The following is a 19,052-nucleotide window of genomic DNA, read 5'->3' as shown; positions in this document are numbered from 1 at the left end:
AGAAAAGTTTTCACGATCAAGTCGTTTTTTAACATGGTGTTCTATGCTTGAAAGGAGGCGCTCCATACAGAGAGCGTCGCCAACAATGAGGGTGCGCGAATGGCAACGATTGATTCCATGAATAAGGACACCACACGTTTGAGCGATGGACCCGACTGGACATTTGATCTGCTGGATGTCTATCTGGCAGAGATAGACCGCGTGGCGAAACTCTACCAACTGGATACTTACCCGCACCAAATTGAAGTCATCACTTCCGAACAGATGATGGACGCCTACTCCAGCGTCGGGATGCCGATCAACTATCCGCACTGGTCGTTTGGCAAAAAGTTCATTGAGACGGAACGTCTGTATAAGCATGGTCAACAAGGACTGGCTTATGAAATTGTGATCAACTCTAATCCCTGCATTGCCTACCTGATGGAAGAAAACACCATCACCATGCAGGCGCTGGTCATGGCGCACGCCTGTTACGGCCACAACTCCTTTTTTAAAAATAATTATCTCTTCCGGAGCTGGACGGATGCCAGCTCTATCGTCGATTACCTGATTTTCGCCCGGAATTACATTACCCGCTGTGAAGAATGCTACGGAGTGGATGAAGTAGAAAAACTGCTCGACTCCTGCCACGCGCTGATGAATTACGGCGTCGATCGCTATAAGCGCCCGCAGAAAATCTCGTTGCAGGAAGAGAAAGCGCGACAAAAAAGCCGGGAAGAGTATCTACAAAGCCAGGTGAATATGCTGTGGCGCACGCTGCCAAAACGCGAGGAAGAAAAAACTGTCGCCGAAGCACGCCGCTTTCCTGCTGAACCGCAGGAAAACCTGCTCTATTTTATGGAGAAAAACGCCCCGTTGCTCGAGCCGTGGCAGCGCGAAATTCTGCGCATCGTGCGTAAAGTCAGCCAGTATTTTTATCCGCAGAAACAGACGCAGGTCATGAACGAGGGCTGGGCGACCTTCTGGCACTACACCATCCTGAACCATCTGTATGATGAAGGCAAAGTGACGGAACGCTTTATGCTGGAGTTTTTACACAGCCATACCAATGTCGTATTTCAGCCGCCCTATAATAGCCCCTGGTATAGCGGAATTAACCCCTATGCGCTCGGCTTTGCCATGTTCCAGGATATCAAACGTATTTGTCAGTCGCCCACGGATGAAGATAAATACTGGTTTCCGGATATTGCCGGTTCCGACTGGCTGGAAACGCTGCACTTCGCCATGCGCGATTTTAAAGATGAAAGCTTTATCAGTCAGTTCCTGTCGCCAAAAGTGATGCGTGATTTCCGTTTCTTCACGGTACTTGATGATGACAGGCATAATTATCTGGAGATCTCCGCCATTCATAACGAAGAAGGTTATCGGGAGATTCGATCAAAACTGTCGTCACAGTATAATCTGAGCAACCTGGAGCCGAATATTCAGGTCTGGAATGTGGATTTACGCGGCGACAGATCGCTGACGTTGCGTTATATCCCGCATAACCGCGCGCCGCTGGATAAAGGCCGCAAAGAGGTGCTGAAACATGTGCATCGGTTATGGGGCTTTGATGTGATGCTGGAGCAACAAAATGAGGATGGCAGCGTAGAACTGCTGGAGCGTTGTCCGCCGCGCATGAACACGCTGTAATCGAGATGCTGCCCGGTAGTGTTTGCGCCTACCGGGCATCGCGGGATTATCGTCCCTGAATCGCTAAATCGCCGGGCAGATTTTTCTGCATCCGATGCCAAATCTCGCCGCTGTCATGCCCGTAACGCCGCACCGTTTCATACACCTGGTCGTGCGCGCCCTGCTCGCATAACGACGATAATTTATGATAGAAACCCAGTGCCAGACTGCGCGCTTCCGGATTGGCGAAATAGTGGCGACCAATGCGGGTGTATAACCCTTTCATGCCGTTCAGGATCAAGCCGTAAATAGGATTGCCGGAGGCAAATGCCAGACCACGAAAGATGTTATAGTCCAGATCGGCGAATGCATCGGCATGGTCGGCCACTTCGTGGGCAGTGGCCAGCACTTCCTGCGCCTTATCCGGGTGTTGACGCAACGCGGTACGAATAAAGATAGTAGAAATATTGGTACGCACCGACAACAAATTGTCGATCAGTTGCGGAACGCTTTCATGATCAAGGCGGGCCAGCGTTTCAAGGATATTCAGCCCTGACGTTTCCCAAAAATTATTAACCTTTGTCGGTTTGCCATGCTGAATGGTCAGCCAGCCATCTCTCGCCAGCCGCTGTAACACCTCGCGTAATGTCGTGCGCGTCACGCCGATCAGTTCGGAGAGTTCTCGTTCTGCCGGTAAGATCGTGCCAGGAGGAAAGCGGTTATTCCAGATACTTTCAATAATATACTCTTCCGCGAAACCCGCCGGGCTCTGCGCCTTAATGACCATAGTGAGATTTCCATTACACAGCAAAACATAGTTGTACTCATCATACCAGACGGGCGTAACACCTGATAGCGGACGCAATGAAGAAAAAGGGGATCAAGGCACCATTTCTGATATCGCCTGCCAATATCGTTAAGGACTTGCTTGCATTCGTCGCGCTCGCTACTCTCTGTGTTTAAACATAAAAACGCTATTTCATTTTTCTAGGTAAGGAAAAATTTCATGGAGATCTCATGGGGTCGCGCCATGTGGCGCAACTTTTTAGGCCAGTCGCCCGACTGGTACAAACTGGCACTACTTGTCTTTTTAATTGTTAACCCATTCATTTTCTTAGCTAATCCCTTTATTGCCGGTTGGCTGCTGGTGGCAGAGTTTATCTTCACTCTGGCGATGGCGTTAAAGTGTTACCCCCTGCTGCCCGGCGGGTTACTGGCCATTGAAGCCGTTATCATCGGTATGACCAGCGCCGCCCATGTACGTGAAGAGGTTGCCGCTAACCTGGAAGTCTTGCTGCTGCTGATGTTTATGGTGGCAGGCATCTACTTTATGAAGCAGTTATTGCTGTTTATTTTTACCCGTCTGTTACTCAGTATCCGCTCGAAGATGGTTCTGTCGCTGGCCTTTTGCGTCGCCGCCGCATTCTTGTCGGCTTTCCTTGACGCGCTTACCGTCGTTGCGGTGGTGATCAGCGTCGCCGTCGGTTTTTACGGGATTTACCATCGTGTGGCCTCATCGCGCGGCGAAGAGAACGATATGCTGGACGACAGCCATATCGATCCGCATTACAAAACGGTGCTGGAGCAATTCCGCGGATTCTTGCGTAGTCTGATGATGCATGCAGGCGTGGGGACGGCGCTGGGCGGCGTCATGACCATGGTCGGGGAGCCGCAAAACCTGATCATCGCTAAAGCGGCTGGCTGGCATTTCGGCGACTTCTTTTTGCGGATGTCGCCTGTCACCGTCCCGGTACTGGTATGTGGACTGTTAACCTGTATGCTGGTCGAGAAAATGCGCTGGTTTGGCTATGGCGAAACGTTGCCCGAAAAAGTCCGCGACGTTTTACAGCAATTCGACGATCAAAGCCGTAAGAAGCGCACCCGCCAGGATAAAATTAAACTAATAGTCCAGGCGGTTATTGGCGTCTGGCTGGTTACCGCCCTCGCCCTCCATCTCGCGGAGGTGGGACTGATTGGTCTGTCGGTCATTATTCTGGCCACCGCGTTAACGGGTGTAACCGATGAACACGCCATCGGCAAAGCGTTTACCGAGTCGCTGCCGTTTACTGCGCTGTTAACCGTTTTCTTCTCCATTGTGGCGGTTATTATCGATCAACATCTTTTCGCGCCGATTATTCAGTTCGTCTTGCAAGCCTCTGAACACGCGCAGCTAACGCTGTTCTATCTCTTTAACGGCCTGTTGTCTTCCATCTCAGATAACGTCTTTGTCGGCACCATTTATATCAACGAAGCGAAGGCGGCAATGGAAAACGGCGCAATCAGCTTAAAACAGTTTGAGCTGCTAGCTGTGGCCATCAATACCGGTACTAACCTGCCATCGGTAGCGACGCCAAATGGTCAGGCGGCATTCTTATTCCTGCTGACCTCCGCGCTGGCGCCGTTAATCCGTCTCTCCTATGGCCGTATGGTCTGGATGGCGTTACCGTACACTATCGTACTGACCCTGATAGGGCTACTGTGCGTCGAATTCACTCTTGCGCCGGCCACCGAATGGATGACTCAGGCAGGATGGTTAGCAACGCTTTCGTAACGTTTGGCCGGGCAATACACCGCCCGGCTCCGATTTTTGCCTGATAATTATCCAATTACACATTATTTCATTTCCCGCTAGTGGCGCACGAATTGAATTGGTTTACACTGCGGTCTCTACGCATGTTGCAGGGAAATTATTATGTTGCGATTTTTAAACCAGTGCTCACGGGGTCGGGGCGCATGGTTACTGATGGCGTTTACCGCCCTGGCGCTGGAAATGGTGGCGCTGTGGTTCCAGCACGTCATGTTACTTAAACCTTGCGTGCTATGTATTTACGAACGTTGCGCCCTGTTTGGCGTGATGGGCGCGGGTCTGGTCGGCGCAATAGCGCCGAAAACGCCGCTGCGATACGTGGCGATGGTTATCTGGATTTACAGCGCCTGGCGGGGTCTACAACTGGCGTATGAACATACGATGATTCAGTTGCATCCCTCGCCGTTCATGACCTGTGACTTTATGGCGCGCTTTCCAGACTGGTTGCCGTTGGGTAAATGGCTGCCGCAGGTGTTTGTGGCATCCGGTGATTGCGCCGAACGCCAGTGGTCGTTTTTAACGCTGGAGATGCCGCAATGGCTGTTGGGGATCTTTGCCGCTTATCTTGTAGTGGCGATAGCCGTCGTCATAGCCCAGGCATTTAAGCCTAAAAAACGCGACCTGTTCGGTCGTTGATACACACGCTCCTTCGGGAGCGTTTTTTTTGCCCGAAGCGTTGTTTGCCAGTGATTAAAAGGTGTATATTAAATGCATCTTTTAATCACCACATCAGGGAGATGTCTTATGTCCCACTTACGCATCCCGGCAAACTGGAAAGTTAAACGCTCTACCCCCTTTTTCACCAAAGAGAATGTTCCGGCGGCACTGCTCTCTCATCACAACACAGCGGCAGGCGTTTTCGGACAACTCTGCGTGATGGAAGGCACCGTGACCTACTATGGCTTTGCGAATGAAACCGCGACAGAACCAGAAGTGAAAGTGGTGATTAATGCCGGGCAATTCGCCACCAGTCCGCCGCAATACTGGCATCGGGTAGAGCTGAGCGATGATGCGCGGTTCAACATTCATTTTTGGGTAGAGGAAGACCATCAGGGCGAGGAAATGTATCAACAGAAAAAAGCCTGACATCGGTAAACCAGTCACCACTGGGCGGGTCCCGCCCAGTAGCCAGGTGATTAATGGCGCTAATTAAACGCTAGAGTAGTTTAATTTTAACGTGGTATCCCTCAAGCCCTTTCATCGTTTCTCGCGGCACGAACTCTATTTCGGAAACCTCTTGCCCGGTTTTCTTCCGTAGTTCGGCGACCTTTTTGCTAATGAGTGCCGCGATTTCCTCTTCTGCTTTATGTGTCAACTCTTCGCTGTTCATTGATTTCCTCCTTTGAACTCGCAAACGGCTAAGCGCAATAAGACAGTGTCGTCATGGACGCGCTACTATTTTAACGTACAAAAAATTATAGGCTATCTTTCTGAGGATTATCAGGATGTTTCGCTTTAGAAGATGTAAAAAACCGCCTGGCACAAACAGTGCATCAGGCGGTTGGTTAATAGCACAAGACGCTATCTACGAGGATCTTCAACCTCATTCTGGGTATCCGGGTCGAGAGGATCGTCTCCCTCTGGCGTATCCGGAATATTTTCACCAGGAAGCGGCTCATCCTCTGGTAATGGATCGACTAAATCAGGACGTTCAGACATAAAGCCTCCAACGAACCATAGTTATTAGAGATACCCTACAGCACTACTTTTGGTTTTTCTTTGGATTTTTTCCTTCGTCTTCGGGTGTCTTATCAGGCTTCCTGGGCTGATCCTTTGAAACGCGCAACGGTTGGTTATTCATGGGGTAACTCCTCAGGATAGGCAGCGATATACTGCTTTGAAAGTATAGAGTCGCCGCCATACGTGCGCGAGCGCAGCGACAAGGCGCGTGAGGGAGGAATAGAAGGCGGTGATAACGCCAGGTGACGGAATTTGCACGCAATTCCTGATTTCAGGGGCCGCCCGGCGTAAATTAAAGAATTGTAAACAATCAGCCGTTTTGTCGAAGACTTATTCTGCCCACGACGGTTTATTTAAAATATGATCCTGCCAGTCCCGTACTTCAGATTCTTTAACCGCGATATGACGGACAGAAATTCGCTCGCCATGCATAGCGGCTTTCGATCCAGTCAGCAGCGGATGCCACGTCGGCAAGGGCTTACCTTCCGCCAACAAACGGTAGGCGCAGGTCATCGGCAACCATTCAAAGTCTGGCAAGTTTTCGCGAGTGAGTTTGATACAGTCGGGTTCAAATTCAAAACGGCGCTCATAATGACGGCACTGGCACGTTTTAATATTTAATTGCCTGCACGCCACGTTGGTGAAGTAGATTTCATCTGTATCTTCATCCATCAGCTTATGCAGGCAGCATTGACCGCAGCCATCGCACAGCGACTCCCACTCGGCATCGGTCATTTCATCCAGGGTTTTACGTTGCCAGAAAGGTGTATCGCTCATTAAAGTATCCGCCATTGCACTAAAGCTGCACCTTATAACCAGTCTGGCCTGCAGATGCAAGTTTTACCGCCGCTGAAGGCGGCAAGCAGATTTTACAGAACGCGGGTAGACAACGTTTCGTCATTAAAACGAATGTCCAGCTCATCGCCGCTTAATAATGGCCCCACGCCTGCCGGCGTGCCGGTTAGCACCACGTCCCCGGCTTTGAGCGTAAAATAGCGGCTCATATAGGCGATAAGGGGCACAATAGGATGAATCATATCCGCGGTCGACCCTTGCTGGCGAACCTCGCCATTAACGTTAAGTCCGATAACCGTATTTTGCGGATCGCCGCAGAAGGCCGCGACAGGGATGAAGCCTGAAATCGGACATGCGTTATCAAAACCTTTGGCTTTTTCCCAGGGCTGTCCGGCCTTTTTCATTTTCCCTTGAATATCGCGCAGGGTTAAATCAAGCGCCACGCCATAACCAGCTATCGCTTTACGTACATGATCTTCGGTCGCCTGGCGGAGCGTTGCGCCAATCAGCACGGCAAGCTCAACTTCATGATGAACAGCGCCCATATCCACCGGAATCGCCAGCGGCTGGCGAATATCACACAATGCGGTTTCCGGCTTGATAAAAAGCACGGGTTCTTCCGGCGTCGCGCTGCCCATCTCCTTGATGTGATTTGCGTAATTACTGCCCACGCAGACCACTTTACTTACCGGGTAATCAAGCAAGGCGCCTTGCCAGTTACGATGTTGATACATATTTTCCCCTAAGATCATGATGGAATTCAGGCGCGGCGCCGAATACCGTTTAACGGTCAGCGGGCGACGTATTTTGTCCTACCGAAGAAAGATGTTGTTTCAGCAAATCTTCCGGCGGCGGCGGCAATTGTAAATAATAGCCCTGCTCGCTTAACGCCTGTTTTACTTTTTCGAGCTCGGCATTGACTAATTTTTTACGTCCATCAAGCGGCAGCATCATCGCTAACTGCGGTTGACCGAATCCTTTCATCAACGCTTCAGGCACCCGCGAAAAATCGTCTTTTTTTTCGACATACAAATAGGTTTGATCGCGCTTGCTACTTCTATAGATCACACAAAACATACTTTTACTCTGAATTAACGGGATGGTGACTTGCCTCAATATAATAGTGACTATAACATGCCTTCTGGACTTCGGAATATCACTCCGTATCGGAGATGATAAATAGCAAATTGAGTAAGGCCAGGATGTCAAACACGCCAATCGAGCTTAAAGGCAGTAGCTTCACCTTATCAGTGGTTCATTTGCATGAAGCGGAACCAGAGGTTATTCGTCAGGCGTTAGAAGACAAAATAGCGCAGGCTCCTGCGTTTTTAAAACACGCCCCTGTCGTTATTAACGTTAGCGGTCTTGAAAGCCCGGTAAACTGGCCGGAATTGCATAAGATCGTGACCTCAACCGGCTTACGCATTATCGGCGTGAGCGGCTGTAAAGACGCCAGCCTGAAAGTAGAAATCGATCGGATGGGTCTTCCTTTACTGACTGAAGGTAAAGAGAAAGCGGTTCGGCCTGCGCCCGTTGAGCCGGCAACGCCCAGCGAACCGCCGCAAAACGCTAATCCCATCACAAAAACGCGATTAATTGATGTTCCGGTTCGTTCCGGTCAGCGCATTTATGCTCCACAATGTGATCTGATTGTTACAAGTCACGTCAGCGCTGGCGCAGAGCTTATCGCTGACGGCAATATCCATGTCTATGGCATGATGAGAGGTCGCGCGCTGGCAGGGGCGAGCGGCGATCGGGAAGCGCAAATTTTTTGTACCCATCTGACGGCAGAACTGGTCTCTATCGCAGGTGTTTACTGGCTGAGTGATAAAATCCCAGCAGAATTTTATGGCAAAGCGGCGCGCCTGCGTTTAGCAGACAACGCTTTGACAGTTCAACCGTTGAATTGATCCCTTTTTAACAAGGAATTTTTATGGCACGCATTATTGTTGTTACTTCGGGTAAAGGGGGCGTTGGCAAGACCACCTCCAGCGCGGCCATCGCTACAGGTTTGGCCCAGAAGGGAAAGAAAACTGTCGTCATTGATTTTGATATCGGACTGCGTAACCTCGATCTGATTATGGGGTGCGAACGTCGTGTCGTTTACGATTTTGTAAACGTCATTCAGGGCGATGCGACACTGAATCAGGCGCTGATCAAAGATAAGCGTACTGAAAATCTCTTCATTCTTCCGGCGTCGCAGACCCGGGATAAAGACGCGCTAACGCGCGAAGGCGTCGCTAAGGTACTGGACTCACTGAAAGCAATGGACTTTGAGTTCATCGTTTGCGACTCGCCGGCGGGTATCGAAACCGGGGCGCTGATGGCGCTCTATTTTGCCGATGAAGCGATCATCACGACTAACCCGGAAGTCTCTTCTGTCCGTGACTCGGACCGCATTCTGGGTATTCTGGCATCGAAATCTCGTCGCGCAGAAAATGGCGAAGAACCGATTAAAGAACATCTCCTGTTGACGCGCTACAATCCAGGCCGCGTCAATAAAGGCGACATGCTCAGCATGGAAGATGTACTGGAGATTCTGCGTATTAAACTCGTCGGGGTGATCCCGGAAGATCAATCCGTACTGCGCGCATCTAACCAGGGCGAACCGGTGATTCTTGACGCCACTGCGGATGCGGGTAAAGCCTATGCAGATACCGTAGATCGTCTGTTGGGAGAAGAACGTCCTTTCCGCTTCATTGAAGAAGAGAAGAAAGGTTTCCTCAAACGCCTGTTCGGAGGATAAATTATGGCATTACTGGATTTTTTTCTCTCGCGGAAAAAGAGTACCGCTAATATTGCAAAAGAGCGGTTGCAAATCATTGTCGCGGAACGTCGCCGTAGCGATGCCGAACCGCATTATTTACCGCAGTTACGTAAAGATATTCTTGAGGTCATTTGTAAATACGTACAAATCGATCCGGAAATGGTTACCGTCCAGCTTGAGCAAAAAGATGGTGATATCTCCATCCTTGAACTTAACGTAACGCTGCCGGAAGCCGAAGAGTCAAAATAAGCTCTTTTATGGGAAAATTCCTGGATTAAAAAAGGCAGAAGAATCTGCCTTTTTTATTTTTTTACATTATTCCGAATACGGACATTTATTTCACTGGCCGTTTTCCCGGCAATTACCGTCGTTAACGCGGATACTCCTGCAACAGAAGAGTTAACTTCTCCGCCATCAGTTCGGCGCGCCAGCCGGAAATCAATTCCGGTTGCCCATTTTGCGGTTTTAATTTCCAGTGCCAGTTAAGTAACTGATTAATCTGCCGACGCGATGCCAGTAGCTCGCCGCTGACGTGATGCGACGCGCTCACCTCCGCCACCAGCGCTTTGATGGCCTTAAACGCTTTGCGATAGCCCGGCATGTCCATCAGATTCAACAGGGGCTCCGGCAATGCCTCTTCCGGTAACGCCTGTGCTTTCGCCACCAGCGATATCAACGTCTTGCCGTGAAAACGAATCTCGCTGCCGGAAAGCCCCAGGCTATCCAGCTCACCGAGACTGCCCGGCATATAACGCGCGACCGCCCACAGGTTTTCTTCACGCACAACAAAGTTCACCGCCATATCGCGCTCACGCGCCTTACGTAGCCGCCAGTCAGCTAAAAGTTGCAGACAGGCTAACTGGCGGGTACGCAGTTGCCAGGCATTAGTGATATCCCGCCATGCTTCTTCCGGTGCCTGAATCTCCTGACGACGCTGCTGCATCAATCGGCATTCATCAAGCGCGGCAGGCAGCCATCCTGCGGCTTCAGTTTCAATCATCAGCTTTTTAGCGATCGGTAACAGATACCAGACATCCGCCGCCGCGTATTCACACTGACGCTCGCTTAAAGGCCGGGCTAACCAGTCGGTACGAGATTCGCTTTTATCCAGCGCCACGCCCGTATACTCTTCTACCATCGACGCAAACCCCCACGACAGCGGACGCCCGCAAAACGCCGCCAGAATTTGCGTATCAATCAGGGGTTCCGGCAGTTCGCCAAACGCATTCAGAAATACTTCCAGATCTTCGCTACCCGCGTGCAGAAATTTGGTGATTCCCGTATCGCGCAACACCGCTTTTAACGGCGACCAGTCGCTGATGCCGAGCGGATCGATCAGGGCGACATTTGCCCCGTCAAATAACTGGATCAATCCTAACTGCGGGTAATAGGTGCGGGTACGGACAAATTCCGTATCTAAAGCAATAGCCGGACATGCGCGGACAGCTTCACACAGGCTCGCCAGCGCATCGTCCGTTTCAATCATTTGGTAATTCAAATCGTGTTCTCTTTGGTTCGCGCCAAAAAAAACGCCGGCTTAACCGGCGTCTCTCGTTAGCTGACTTAACGCTCAGGCTTTATTGTCTACTTTGCCACGGGCTTCGTCACGCAGTTCTCGTCGTAAAATTTTCCCAACGTTAGATTTTGGTAATTCCTCGCGAAACTCGACCTGTTTGGGCACCTTATATCCGGTCAGATGGCGACGGCAGAAGGTGATCAACGCATCGTCAGTCAATGCCGGATCTTTCTTAACCACAAAAAGCTTCACCGCTTCGCCGCTACTACCGGAAGGCACGCCAACCGCCGCGACTTCCTGCACGCCAGAATGCTGCATCACCACATCTTCAATTTCGTTTGGATAAACGTTGAAACCAGAAACCAGAATCATATCTTTCTTACGATCGACAATCCGCAGAAAGCCGTCTTCATCCATAACCGCAATATCGCCCGTATGCAGCCAGCCATCTTTAATGATTTCATCCGTCGCGTCAGGACGCTGCCAGTATCCCAGCATAACCTGCGGGCCTTTCACGCAAAGCTCTCCGGCCTCACCCGGCGCGACTTCGTTGTCATCGTCATCCACCAGTTTGGCTTCTGTTGAAGGTACTGGCAGGCCGATACTGCCGCTGTGATAATCAATATCATGCGGGTTGACGCTCACCAGCGGGGCGCACTCGGTCAGCCCGTAGCCTTCCAGCAGGTATTGCCCGGTCAGCTTTACCCAACGTTCCGCAACGACATTTTGCACCGGCATCCCGCCGCCGGCTGACAGATGCAGCGAAGAAAAATCCAGCTGTTGAAACTCTTTATTATTGAGCAGAGCGTTGAATAGCGTATTAACGCCAGTCATCGCCGTAAATGGATATTTCGCCAGCTCCTTGACCAGGCCGGGGATATCACGCGGATTGGTAATCAGCAGGTTTTGCCCACCCAACTCGATAAAAAGCAGACAGTTCATGGTTAAGGCAAAAATGTGATACAGCGGCAGCGCGGTCACTACCAGCTCTTTCCCCGGGTGCAGCAGCGGCCCATAGGTCGCTTTCACCTGCTCCAGATTCGCCAGCATATTGCGGTGGGTCAACATCGCGCCTTTCGCTACGCCCGTCGTACCGCCGGTATATTGCAGGAAAGCCAGATCTTCAGCGACAACCTCGGGTTTGACATACTGCATACGGTAGCCATGCTGTAGCGCGCTGCGAAACGAGATCGCATCTGGCAAGTGGTATTTTGGCACCAGACGCTTGATGTATTTCACGACAAAGTTAACAACCGTACCTTTGGCGGTAGAAAGCTGGTCGCCCATCCGCGTCAGAATAACGTGCTGTACCGACGTTTTCTCGACCACTTTTTCCAGCGTATGGGCAAAGTTAGAAACAATAATGATTGCCGCCGCGCCGCTATCGTTAAGCTGATGCTCAAGTTCGCGCGGCGTGTAAAGCGGGTTAACGTTCACCACAATCATGCCGGCGCGTAAAATACCAAATAGCGCGACAGGATACTGCAACAGGTTTGGCATCATCAGCGCCACACGGTCGCCTTTTTTGAGTCCCAGCCCTTGTTGTAAATAAGCCGCAAATGCCCGACTACGTTCTTCTAATTTGCGGAAGGTCATTACCTCCCCCATATTGACGAACGCAGGCTGATCGGCATAGCGCGTCGCCGCATGTTCAAACAGTTCAACCAGGGATTGATAACGGTCAGGGTTGATCTCCGCCGGAACATCAGCAGGATAACGGTTAAGCCAAACCTTCTTCAATGCATCACCTCTAAAATGAGTGTTCGTCGTCATCACAACCCCAGTTAATAAACAAGTCGTTAACATTATATTAACTCAGCGTACCAGTTTATTAATTACGCAACTGAAAGGTTGCGAAGCGCGTCACTATTTATTTTTATTATGTCTCTATGAATGCAGAAACAGCGGACCAGCCGCTGTTTCTTTTATTGATAAAACAAAGGGTTACTCTGTTACTATCGTCTGAACCTCTGCGGGTCCAGGGTTATACCATCCCCAACCGCCATAGCCATAAGGCCAGGCGCGTCCGCCGTAAAACCACGGATCGATCGGCTGTGGAGGCATGACGACCTGCTGAACAAGATGCCAGCGTTTATAGCCGGTAGCCTGCATCAGCATAAATTTATACGGCGTATTGCCGATTTTACCGTCAACCGTGCCGGTTATCGGGCCGACAACGGTAACTAACTGGCCACGGAAGTCCACCGGGTCCAGAAAACCGTTCACATCGGCAAAAATTCTGCCGCGCGAGGCTTCGCCCAGAACAGGACGCGCGCCGCTGTCGAGCGGTACGGTCGCGATTTCAAGCCGGGTTTTTCCCTGCTGATTTTGTACCGCCACAACTTTGCCGCCAAAACGCGCCTCTTGCCCGATATAGAGCTGCGGCGCATTCATCACCCGCACCAAATCCTGCTGTGGCGTTGGACTCGAACCTTTAATGGCATCCGGGATAGTCACGCAACCGCTCAGCATAAGCGCAAAAGCGCACGCCAGCGCCCCTTTTATTAACCGTTTTTGAACCGCCATGATGCGACTCCTTTTTCTCGACCTCTATTCCACCCCACAGCATAAAGTATGGGGGGTAATAGTAGTGAGAGTCATTCTTTACCGGGAAGTTTCTTCCACGCCACTTCGTTACGCAAATAAACCGGCTCGGCATGTTCCACGGCAACGGTCTCTCCTGCCGCCAGCTTTTGACTGGCGATGGGCAACATATCTTCCGCTGCCGGGAGCGACACTTCCCCATCATGAAGCGTCAGGCCGCACTCCTTCGCCAGATCGGGCCACGCGGACCAACCCGTTCCTACGGTCGCCCACTCGCCGGAAAGCTGTTTCAACCGCTCGCCGACCCGTTCCGGTTTCAGCACCGCTTCCGTCTCTTCGCCCTGCCAGACGCCCTGCGCATCACGCTGGTATTCCGCCCAGTACACTTCGCCCATCCGCGCGTCAATCGCGGCGAGTACGCGGGTCGCGCCGGTTTTACGCCACGCGCCCTGCGCCATCGTGGCAAGCGTCGAAACACCGATCATCGGCAGATTTGCCCCTAACGCCAGCCCTTGCGCAATACCAATGCCGATACGCACGCCGGTAAAGCTGCCCGGACCGCGCCCAAACGCCAGCGCATCTATCTCATTGAGCGAGGCGCCGCTGGCGGCCAGAATCTCCTGCACCATGGGCAGGATACGTTGAGTGTGTTCTCGTGGACAAAGCTCAAAGTGAGCATTGATAGTACCGTTGTTCCACAGGGCGACAGAACAGGCCTCTGTGGCGGTATCGATAGCCAGAATTCGCATGAGGTTTCGTGCTTAGATCAATAAAATAGCGCGCATCTTACCATACTCCGTAACAAATTACTCGGCGGATGGAATCGCAAGAAAGCGAACGGCACGGGCGATATCACGCGTGCGCGGCGCAGGAGGCAGGCTGGCGAGAAACGTGGCGCCATAGGGCCGCATCACTAGCCGGTTATCACAAATCACTAACACCCCGCGATCGTCCGCATCGCGAATTAGCCGCCCCACCCCCTGCTTCAGCGTAATCACCGCATCGGGCAGTTGAACCTCATCAAACGGATCGCCGCCGCGCAAACGACAGTCTTCCATTCGCGCTTTTAACAGCGGGTCGTCCGGGGAGGTAAACGGCAATTTGTCGATAATCACCAACGATAACGTATCGCCGCGCACGTCCACCCCTTCCCAGAAGCTGCTGGTGGCGACGAGCAGCGCGTTGCCGGCGCTAACAAATTGCTGTAACAGTTGGCCTTTACTGGTTTCCCCTTGCAACAATACCGGCAGCGTCATGGTGGCGCGAAACTGCTCCGCCAGATCGCGCATCATGGCGTGCGAGGTGCACAGCATAAAACATCGCCCGTTATTGGCTTCGATAATCGGCCTGAGCATAGCCGCCAACTGTCGCGCCGCGCCGGGCTGGTTGGTTTGCGGTAGGTTACGCGGTACGCAGAGTAACGCCTGGCGCGTATAGTCGAATGGGCTGGGCAGCAGCATGGATTCTGCCTGTTCAATTCCCAGACGGGCGGTAAAGTGGTGGAGATCATCATTTACCGATAACGTGGCCGAGGTAAAAATCCAGCTACCGGGCTTCTGTTCCATCACCTCTTTGAATTTGTCCGCCACGGTGAGCGGCGTCAGCGCCAGGGTGAAATGGCGCGAGGTGCACTCATACCAGTAGCTGTATCCCGGCTGATTGATCTCTTTTAAGCGTTTCAGCCGTGAACGGTAAAGCGTGGCGCGTTCAAAAGCCGCATCCAGCAGCGCCGAACGGCCCAGCGACAGCTTCGCCACGTCGTAACAAAGCTCCAGCGTATCATCCAGCAGTAAAAATGCCCGTTGGATACGTGGGTCGGCTAACAGTTCACGCAAATTCCCCCGGTAGCCGGGCTCCCCCAGTTGCAGACGAAAATCCTGGGCGCTCTGGGCAAGGCGATCGGCGCATTTTTGCAACTGTTGAGTGTCTTTCAGTTCCGTCCGGTAGGCGATGGTGATGTCTTTTGCTAAATCCAGCAACTGACGGCTGGAGAGCGATTGTCCGAAATACTGGCTGGCGATGTCAGGCAGTTGGTGGGCTTCATCGAAGATCATTACTTCAGCCTGAGGGATAAGTTCGCCAAACCCGCTCTCTTTAACCACCATATCCGCAAGAAAAAGGTGGTGGTTTACAATCACCACATCCGCGTCCATCGCCTTTTTACGCGCTTTCACCACAAAGCACTCTTTGTAGAGCGGGCAATCGCTGCCAAGGCAGTTGTCGTTGGTACTGGTGACCAGCGGCCAGGCCTGGGAATCCTCCGCCACGCTGACGCAGGTGCTGATATCGCCATCCCGCGTCTGATTTGACCAGGAGCGCAGCAATATCACGTCGCTTAACGTTTGTACCGGTAAATCGCCGCCCGCCAGCGCTTGTTGTTCCAGCCGCTCCAGGCAGAGGTAGTTTGAACGTCCTTTCAACAGGGCCGTCTTACCGGTAAACGCCAACGCTTTTGCTACCGTCGGCAGATCGCGGCTGTAGAGTTGATCCTGCAACGCTTTCGACCCGGTCGAAATAATGACTTTTTTCCCGGTGCGCAACGCCGGAGCGAGGTAAGCATAGGTCTTCCCGGTTCCGGTGCCGGCTTCAACAACCAGAGGCTGCGCATTTTCAATCGCTTGTGTTACGGCAACCGCCATTTGTCGCTGTGGTTCGCGCGGTTTAAAGCCGGTTATCGCTTTGGCCAGTTGGCCATCTGCTGCAAAATCGTCCGTCACACTGCCCCCTGTTAATTTGCACAGGGATTATGTCAGGGTAGAAAGGCTTACGCCAGTTACAGAGGTGACGGCGGCGCCACATTGTGGCAGTCTTGAGCCATTCAAATGGAAAGCAAATGAGGAATAAGTAATGTCTATCGTGCGTATTGATGCCGAAGATCGTTGGTCAGACGTGGTGATCTACAATAATACGCTGTGGTATACCGGCGTGCCGGAAAACCTGGACGCCAATGCTTTTGAGCAAACGGCGAATACTCTGGCGCAAATTGATGCGGTGCTGGAAAAACAGGGCTCCAGTAAGTCACGTATTCTGGATGCCACTATTTTCCTGAGCGATAAAGCGGATTTTGCCGCCATGAATAAGGCGTGGGATGCGTGGGTCGTCGCAGGCCATGCGCCGGTACGCTGTACCGTACAGGCCGGGTTGATGAATCCGAAATATAAAGTTGAGATTAAGATTGTCGCGGCGGTATAAGCCGATTATTCGTCTTCATCCTCAAAACGCGCCACTATCCGTTCGCCGGTATGGTTGGCGCGAAGTTCGCCCGCCACCTGGGCAATCGCTTCTCCGCTACTCATACCTTGCGACATCAATTCCTGGATACGTTCTACGGCTTTTTGCTGTTGTTCATGACTGAGTGAAGGTAAACCTGCAAACATGATTAACTCCTGCTAAATTGTTAGCGCTAATTATTTCACGCTACCCGGCGGTAAGCCAGTAGTGTTGTAACGAGTCAGGAATGATGAAGACGTTATCTCCCACTGTTATCACCTTACCCTGGCGTCCGGACGCCGCTGAACACTATTTTGCGCCCGTAAACCATTTGCCCTGGGCGATGCTGCTGCATTCAGGTGATGCTATTCATCCCTATAACCGCTTTGATATTCTGGTCGCCGATCCTGTCACCACACTGACCACGCGCGCCCAGGAAACCACGGTATGTACTGCGCGCACGACTACCGTCACTCTCGACGATCCGTTACACGTTTTGCAGACTCAACTGGAGGCGCTGCCTTTTCATCCTCAGCCTGACCCTGACTTACCCTTTCAGGGCGGCGCGCTGGGTCTGTTTGGTTACGATTTAGGGCGGCGTTTCGAAATTCTGCCCGATACTGCCGCGCGCGATATCGTTTTACCCGATATGGCGATTGGCCTTTACGACTGGGCGCTGATTGTCGATCACCATAAACAGGTAGTGTCGCTGATAAGCTATCACGATGCAGACGCCCGATATCGCTGGCTCACCAGCCAGCGCGCGCCGACCCGCACGCCCTTCAGGCTTACCTCAGCCTGGCAATCCAATATGACGCGTTGCGAGTATGGCGAGAAGTTTCGTCAGGTGCAGGCCTGGCTGCACAGCGGGGACTGCTATCAGGTCAATCTTTCCCAGCGTTTTCAGGCGAGCTACGAGGGTGATGAGTGGCAGGCTTTCGAACGCCTTAACCGCGCAAATCGCGCCCCGTTCAGCGCCTTTCTTCGTTTACATGACGGCGCCATATTGAGCCTTTCTCCCGAGCGTTTTATCCAACTGGAGAATGGTCATATTCAGACGCGCCCGATCAAAGGTACGCTTCCACGGCTTAACGATCCGCAGGCGGATCGTCAGCAGGCGCAGAAACTGGCCAACTCAATGAAAGATCGCGCTGAAAATTTGATGATCGTCGATTTGATGCGTAACGACATTGGCCGGGTCGCCGTACCGGGTTCGGTGAAAGTGCCGGAACTGTTCGTCGTCGAACCATTTCCTGCCGTTCACCATCTGGTTAGCACCATTACCGCCCGTTTACCGGACTCGCTTCATGCTACCGACCTGCTGCGCGCGGCTTTCCCCGGCGGCTCCATTACCGGCGCGCCTAAAGTGCGGGCGATGGAAATTATCGACGAACTGGAGCCGCAGCGACGCAACGCCTGGTGCGGTAGCATCGGTTATCTGAGTTTCTGCGGCAAGATGGATACCAGTATTACTATCCGCACCGTCACGGCAACGCAGGGCCAACTCTATTGCTCAGCCGGCGGCGGTATCGTGGCCGATAGCAACGAAGAAGCGGAATATCAGGAAACTTTTGATAAAGTTAATCGTATCCTGCACCCACTGGAGAACTAATACGTGGATACCAGCCGTCTGACGCTCGATCATTTCTTATCGCGCTTTCAGCTTTTGCGCCCGCAGATGACTCATGAAACGTTGAACCAACGTCAGGCCGCCGTACTGATCCCTGTGGTTCGCCGCCCCCAGCCGGGGCTGCTGTTGACCCAGCGGGCTATTCATTTGCGCAAACACGCCGGACAGGTCGCCTTTCCCGGCGGGGCCGTGGACAGTACCGATGCTTCGCTTATCGCCGCAGCGCTTCGCGAAGCGCAGGAGGAAGTCGCCATCCCGCCGCAAGCCGTGGAAGTGATTGGCGTTTTACCGCCGGTAGACAGCGTGACCGGTTTTCAGGTCACCCCGGTGGTCGGCATTATTCCGCCAAATCTCCCCTGGCGCGCCAGTGAAGATGAAGTGTCTGCGGTGTTTGAAATGCCGCTGGCGCAAGCGTTGCAACTGGGTCGATATCATCCGCTTGATATTTACCGTCGCGGCAATTCGCACCGCGTATGGCTCTCCTGGTATGAGCATTATTTCGTCTGGGGCATGACCGCAAACATTCTTCGTGAGCTGGCGCTGCAAATCGGCGTAAAGCCCTGACTGTACACAACGCCATTCACGTTGCCTCAAGGCGGTAACAATCGCCTCCCCCAAAGAGGCAGCCTGAAGGACAACGTGTATATACTTAACTTTACGCGCGTAAGACACGACTTGAGATTACTGTCGCAATATTAGTAAAAACGCGGTT

General features: G+C 52.3%; 22 protein-coding genes. 10 read left to right on the top strand and 12 right to left on the bottom strand.

What is annotated here, in order from left to right; all coding sequences use genetic code 11:
* The first annotated feature begins 99 nt into the window (after positions 1 to 99).
* Positions 100 to 1,632: a SpoVR family protein gene (locus tag K8W53_RS10275; RefSeq protein WP_023223761.1), complete on the top strand. Its 1,533-nt coding sequence runs from the start codon at positions 100 to 102 to the stop codon at positions 1,630 to 1,632.
* A 46-nt stretch (positions 1,633 to 1,678) separates the two neighbouring features.
* Here the strand turns inward: K8W53_RS10275 and fadR are convergent, their stop codons facing one another.
* Positions 1,679 to 2,398, bottom strand: a complete 720-nt coding sequence (gene fadR, locus K8W53_RS10270; RefSeq protein WP_000234826.1) for a fatty acid metabolism transcriptional regulator FadR — start codon at positions 2,396 to 2,398, stop codon at positions 1,679 to 1,681.
* Between the two features lie 219 nt (positions 2,399 to 2,617).
* Between fadR and nhaB the strand changes: the two genes are divergently transcribed.
* The 3 genes from nhaB to K8W53_RS10255 all read left to right on the top strand — a co-directional run bounded on the left by nhaB (position 2,618) and on the right by K8W53_RS10255 (position 5,284).
* On the top strand, positions 2,618 to 4,162 hold the full coding sequence (nhaB, locus tag K8W53_RS10265) for a Na(+)/H(+) antiporter NhaB (RefSeq protein WP_000406438.1): 1,545 nt from the start codon (positions 2,618 to 2,620) through the stop codon (positions 4,160 to 4,162).
* 141 nt (positions 4,163 to 4,303) lie between these two features.
* Complete coding sequence (gene dsbB, locus K8W53_RS10260; protein ID WP_000943475.1) at positions 4,304 to 4,834, top strand: disulfide bond formation protein DsbB; 531 nt, start codon at positions 4,304 to 4,306, stop codon at positions 4,832 to 4,834.
* 108 nt (positions 4,835 to 4,942) lie between these two features.
* A complete protein-coding gene (locus K8W53_RS10255; protein WP_000018967.1) occupies positions 4,943 to 5,284 on the top strand; it encodes a DUF1971 domain-containing protein in 342 nt (113 codons plus the stop codon).
* 70 nt (positions 5,285 to 5,354) lie between these two features.
* Here the strand turns inward: K8W53_RS10255 and K8W53_RS10250 are convergent, their stop codons facing one another.
* The 5 genes from K8W53_RS10250 to K8W53_RS10230 form a co-directional block, all read right to left on the bottom strand.
* Positions 5,355 to 5,528: a GnsA/GnsB family addiction module toxin gene (locus tag K8W53_RS10250; RefSeq protein WP_001083583.1), complete on the bottom strand. Its 174-nt coding sequence runs from the start codon at positions 5,526 to 5,528 to the stop codon at positions 5,355 to 5,357.
* A 191-nt stretch (positions 5,529 to 5,719) separates the two neighbouring features.
* Positions 5,720 to 5,857, bottom strand: coding sequence for a hypothetical protein (locus tag K8W53_RS10245; protein WP_001519337.1), 138 nt, complete (start codon positions 5,855 to 5,857; stop codon positions 5,720 to 5,722).
* A gap of 351 nt (positions 5,858 to 6,208) precedes the next feature.
* Positions 6,209 to 6,655, bottom strand: a complete 447-nt coding sequence (locus tag K8W53_RS10240; protein WP_001285703.1) for a YcgN family cysteine cluster protein — start codon at positions 6,653 to 6,655, stop codon at positions 6,209 to 6,211.
* A gap of 92 nt (positions 6,656 to 6,747) precedes the next feature.
* Positions 6,748 to 7,407 (bottom strand): fumarylacetoacetate hydrolase family protein, encoded by a 660-nt coding sequence (locus K8W53_RS10235; RefSeq protein ID WP_224435204.1) that lies wholly within the window; start codon positions 7,405 to 7,407, stop codon positions 6,748 to 6,750.
* Positions 7,408 to 7,456: 49 nt separating this feature from the next.
* Positions 7,457 to 7,750 (bottom strand): YcgL domain-containing protein, encoded by a 294-nt coding sequence (locus tag K8W53_RS10230; RefSeq protein ID WP_001525604.1) that lies wholly within the window; start codon positions 7,748 to 7,750, stop codon positions 7,457 to 7,459.
* A 125-nt stretch (positions 7,751 to 7,875) separates the two neighbouring features.
* Here K8W53_RS10230 and minC point away from each other — a divergent pair, with 125 nt between their 5' ends.
* From minC to minE, 3 genes are read left to right on the top strand one after another with little or no spacing between them, the layout of a single operon-like run.
* A complete protein-coding gene (minC, locus tag K8W53_RS10225; RefSeq protein ID WP_000072527.1) occupies positions 7,876 to 8,583 on the top strand; it encodes a septum site-determining protein MinC in 708 nt (235 codons plus the stop codon).
* Positions 8,584 to 8,606: 23 nt separating this feature from the next.
* Positions 8,607 to 9,419 carry a septum site-determining protein MinD gene (gene minD, locus K8W53_RS10220; protein ID WP_000101047.1) on the top strand — a complete coding sequence of 271 codons (813 nt, stop codon included), beginning with the start codon at positions 8,607 to 8,609 and terminating at the stop codon, positions 9,417 to 9,419.
* A gap of 3 nt (positions 9,420 to 9,422) precedes the next feature.
* Positions 9,423 to 9,689: a cell division topological specificity factor MinE gene (minE, locus tag K8W53_RS10215; protein WP_001185666.1), complete on the top strand. Its 267-nt coding sequence runs from the start codon at positions 9,423 to 9,425 to the stop codon at positions 9,687 to 9,689.
* A gap of 121 nt (positions 9,690 to 9,810) precedes the next feature.
* Here minE and rnd read toward each other — a convergent pair whose 3' ends face one another.
* The 5 genes from rnd to K8W53_RS10190 all read right to left on the bottom strand — a co-directional run bounded on the left by rnd (position 9,811) and on the right by K8W53_RS10190 (position 16,217).
* Positions 9,811 to 10,938, bottom strand: coding sequence for a ribonuclease D (rnd, locus tag K8W53_RS10210; RefSeq protein WP_001109128.1), 1,128 nt, complete (start codon positions 10,936 to 10,938; stop codon positions 9,811 to 9,813).
* Between the two features lie 72 nt (positions 10,939 to 11,010).
* Entirely contained in the window at positions 11,011 to 12,696 is a 1,686-nt protein-coding gene (fadD, locus tag K8W53_RS10205; protein WP_000758418.1) for a long-chain-fatty-acid--CoA ligase FadD, read from the bottom strand.
* Between the two features lie 204 nt (positions 12,697 to 12,900).
* Entirely contained in the window at positions 12,901 to 13,482 is a 582-nt protein-coding gene (locus K8W53_RS10200; protein ID WP_000290594.1) for a Slp family lipoprotein, read from the bottom strand.
* 71 nt (positions 13,483 to 13,553) lie between these two features.
* On the bottom strand, positions 13,554 to 14,249 hold the full coding sequence (gene tsaB / locus K8W53_RS10195; RefSeq protein ID WP_001221014.1) for a tRNA (adenosine(37)-N6)-threonylcarbamoyltransferase complex dimerization subunit type 1 TsaB: 696 nt from the start codon (positions 14,247 to 14,249) through the stop codon (positions 13,554 to 13,556).
* A 57-nt stretch (positions 14,250 to 14,306) separates the two neighbouring features.
* A complete protein-coding gene (locus K8W53_RS10190; protein WP_052939401.1) occupies positions 14,307 to 16,217 on the bottom strand; it encodes an ATP-dependent DNA helicase in 1,911 nt (636 codons plus the stop codon).
* 130 nt (positions 16,218 to 16,347) lie between these two features.
* On the opposite strand from K8W53_RS10190, the gene K8W53_RS10185 reads away from it, so the two are divergent.
* Positions 16,348 to 16,692 (top strand): RidA family protein, encoded by a 345-nt coding sequence (locus K8W53_RS10185; RefSeq protein WP_023223919.1) that lies wholly within the window; start codon positions 16,348 to 16,350, stop codon positions 16,690 to 16,692.
* Positions 16,693 to 16,697: 5 nt separating this feature from the next.
* Here the strand turns inward: K8W53_RS10185 and K8W53_RS10180 are convergent, their stop codons facing one another.
* A complete protein-coding gene (locus tag K8W53_RS10180) occupies positions 16,698 to 16,877 on the bottom strand; it encodes a YoaH family protein (RefSeq protein ID WP_000457328.1) in 180 nt (59 codons plus the stop codon).
* Between the two features lie 80 nt (positions 16,878 to 16,957).
* Between K8W53_RS10180 and pabB the strand changes: the two genes are divergently transcribed.
* Together pabB and K8W53_RS10170 are read left to right on the top strand one after the other, a co-directional pair.
* Positions 16,958 to 18,322 (top strand): aminodeoxychorismate synthase component 1, encoded by a 1,365-nt coding sequence (gene pabB, locus K8W53_RS10175; RefSeq protein ID WP_072106047.1) that lies wholly within the window; start codon positions 16,958 to 16,960, stop codon positions 18,320 to 18,322.
* 3 nt (positions 18,323 to 18,325) lie between these two features.
* On the top strand, positions 18,326 to 18,904 hold the full coding sequence (locus K8W53_RS10170; protein WP_000381543.1) for a CoA pyrophosphatase: 579 nt from the start codon (positions 18,326 to 18,328) through the stop codon (positions 18,902 to 18,904).
* Positions 18,905 to 19,052 lie beyond the last annotated feature (148 nt).

The sequence above is a fragment of the Salmonella sp. A29-2 genome (genome assembly GCF_020150755.1).
Taxonomy (GTDB): Bacteria; Pseudomonadota; Gammaproteobacteria; order Enterobacterales; family Enterobacteriaceae; genus Salmonella; species Salmonella enterica.
The sequence above is the reverse complement of the archived record's forward strand: the minus strand, read 5'-3'. Positions and strand labels throughout refer to the sequence as shown.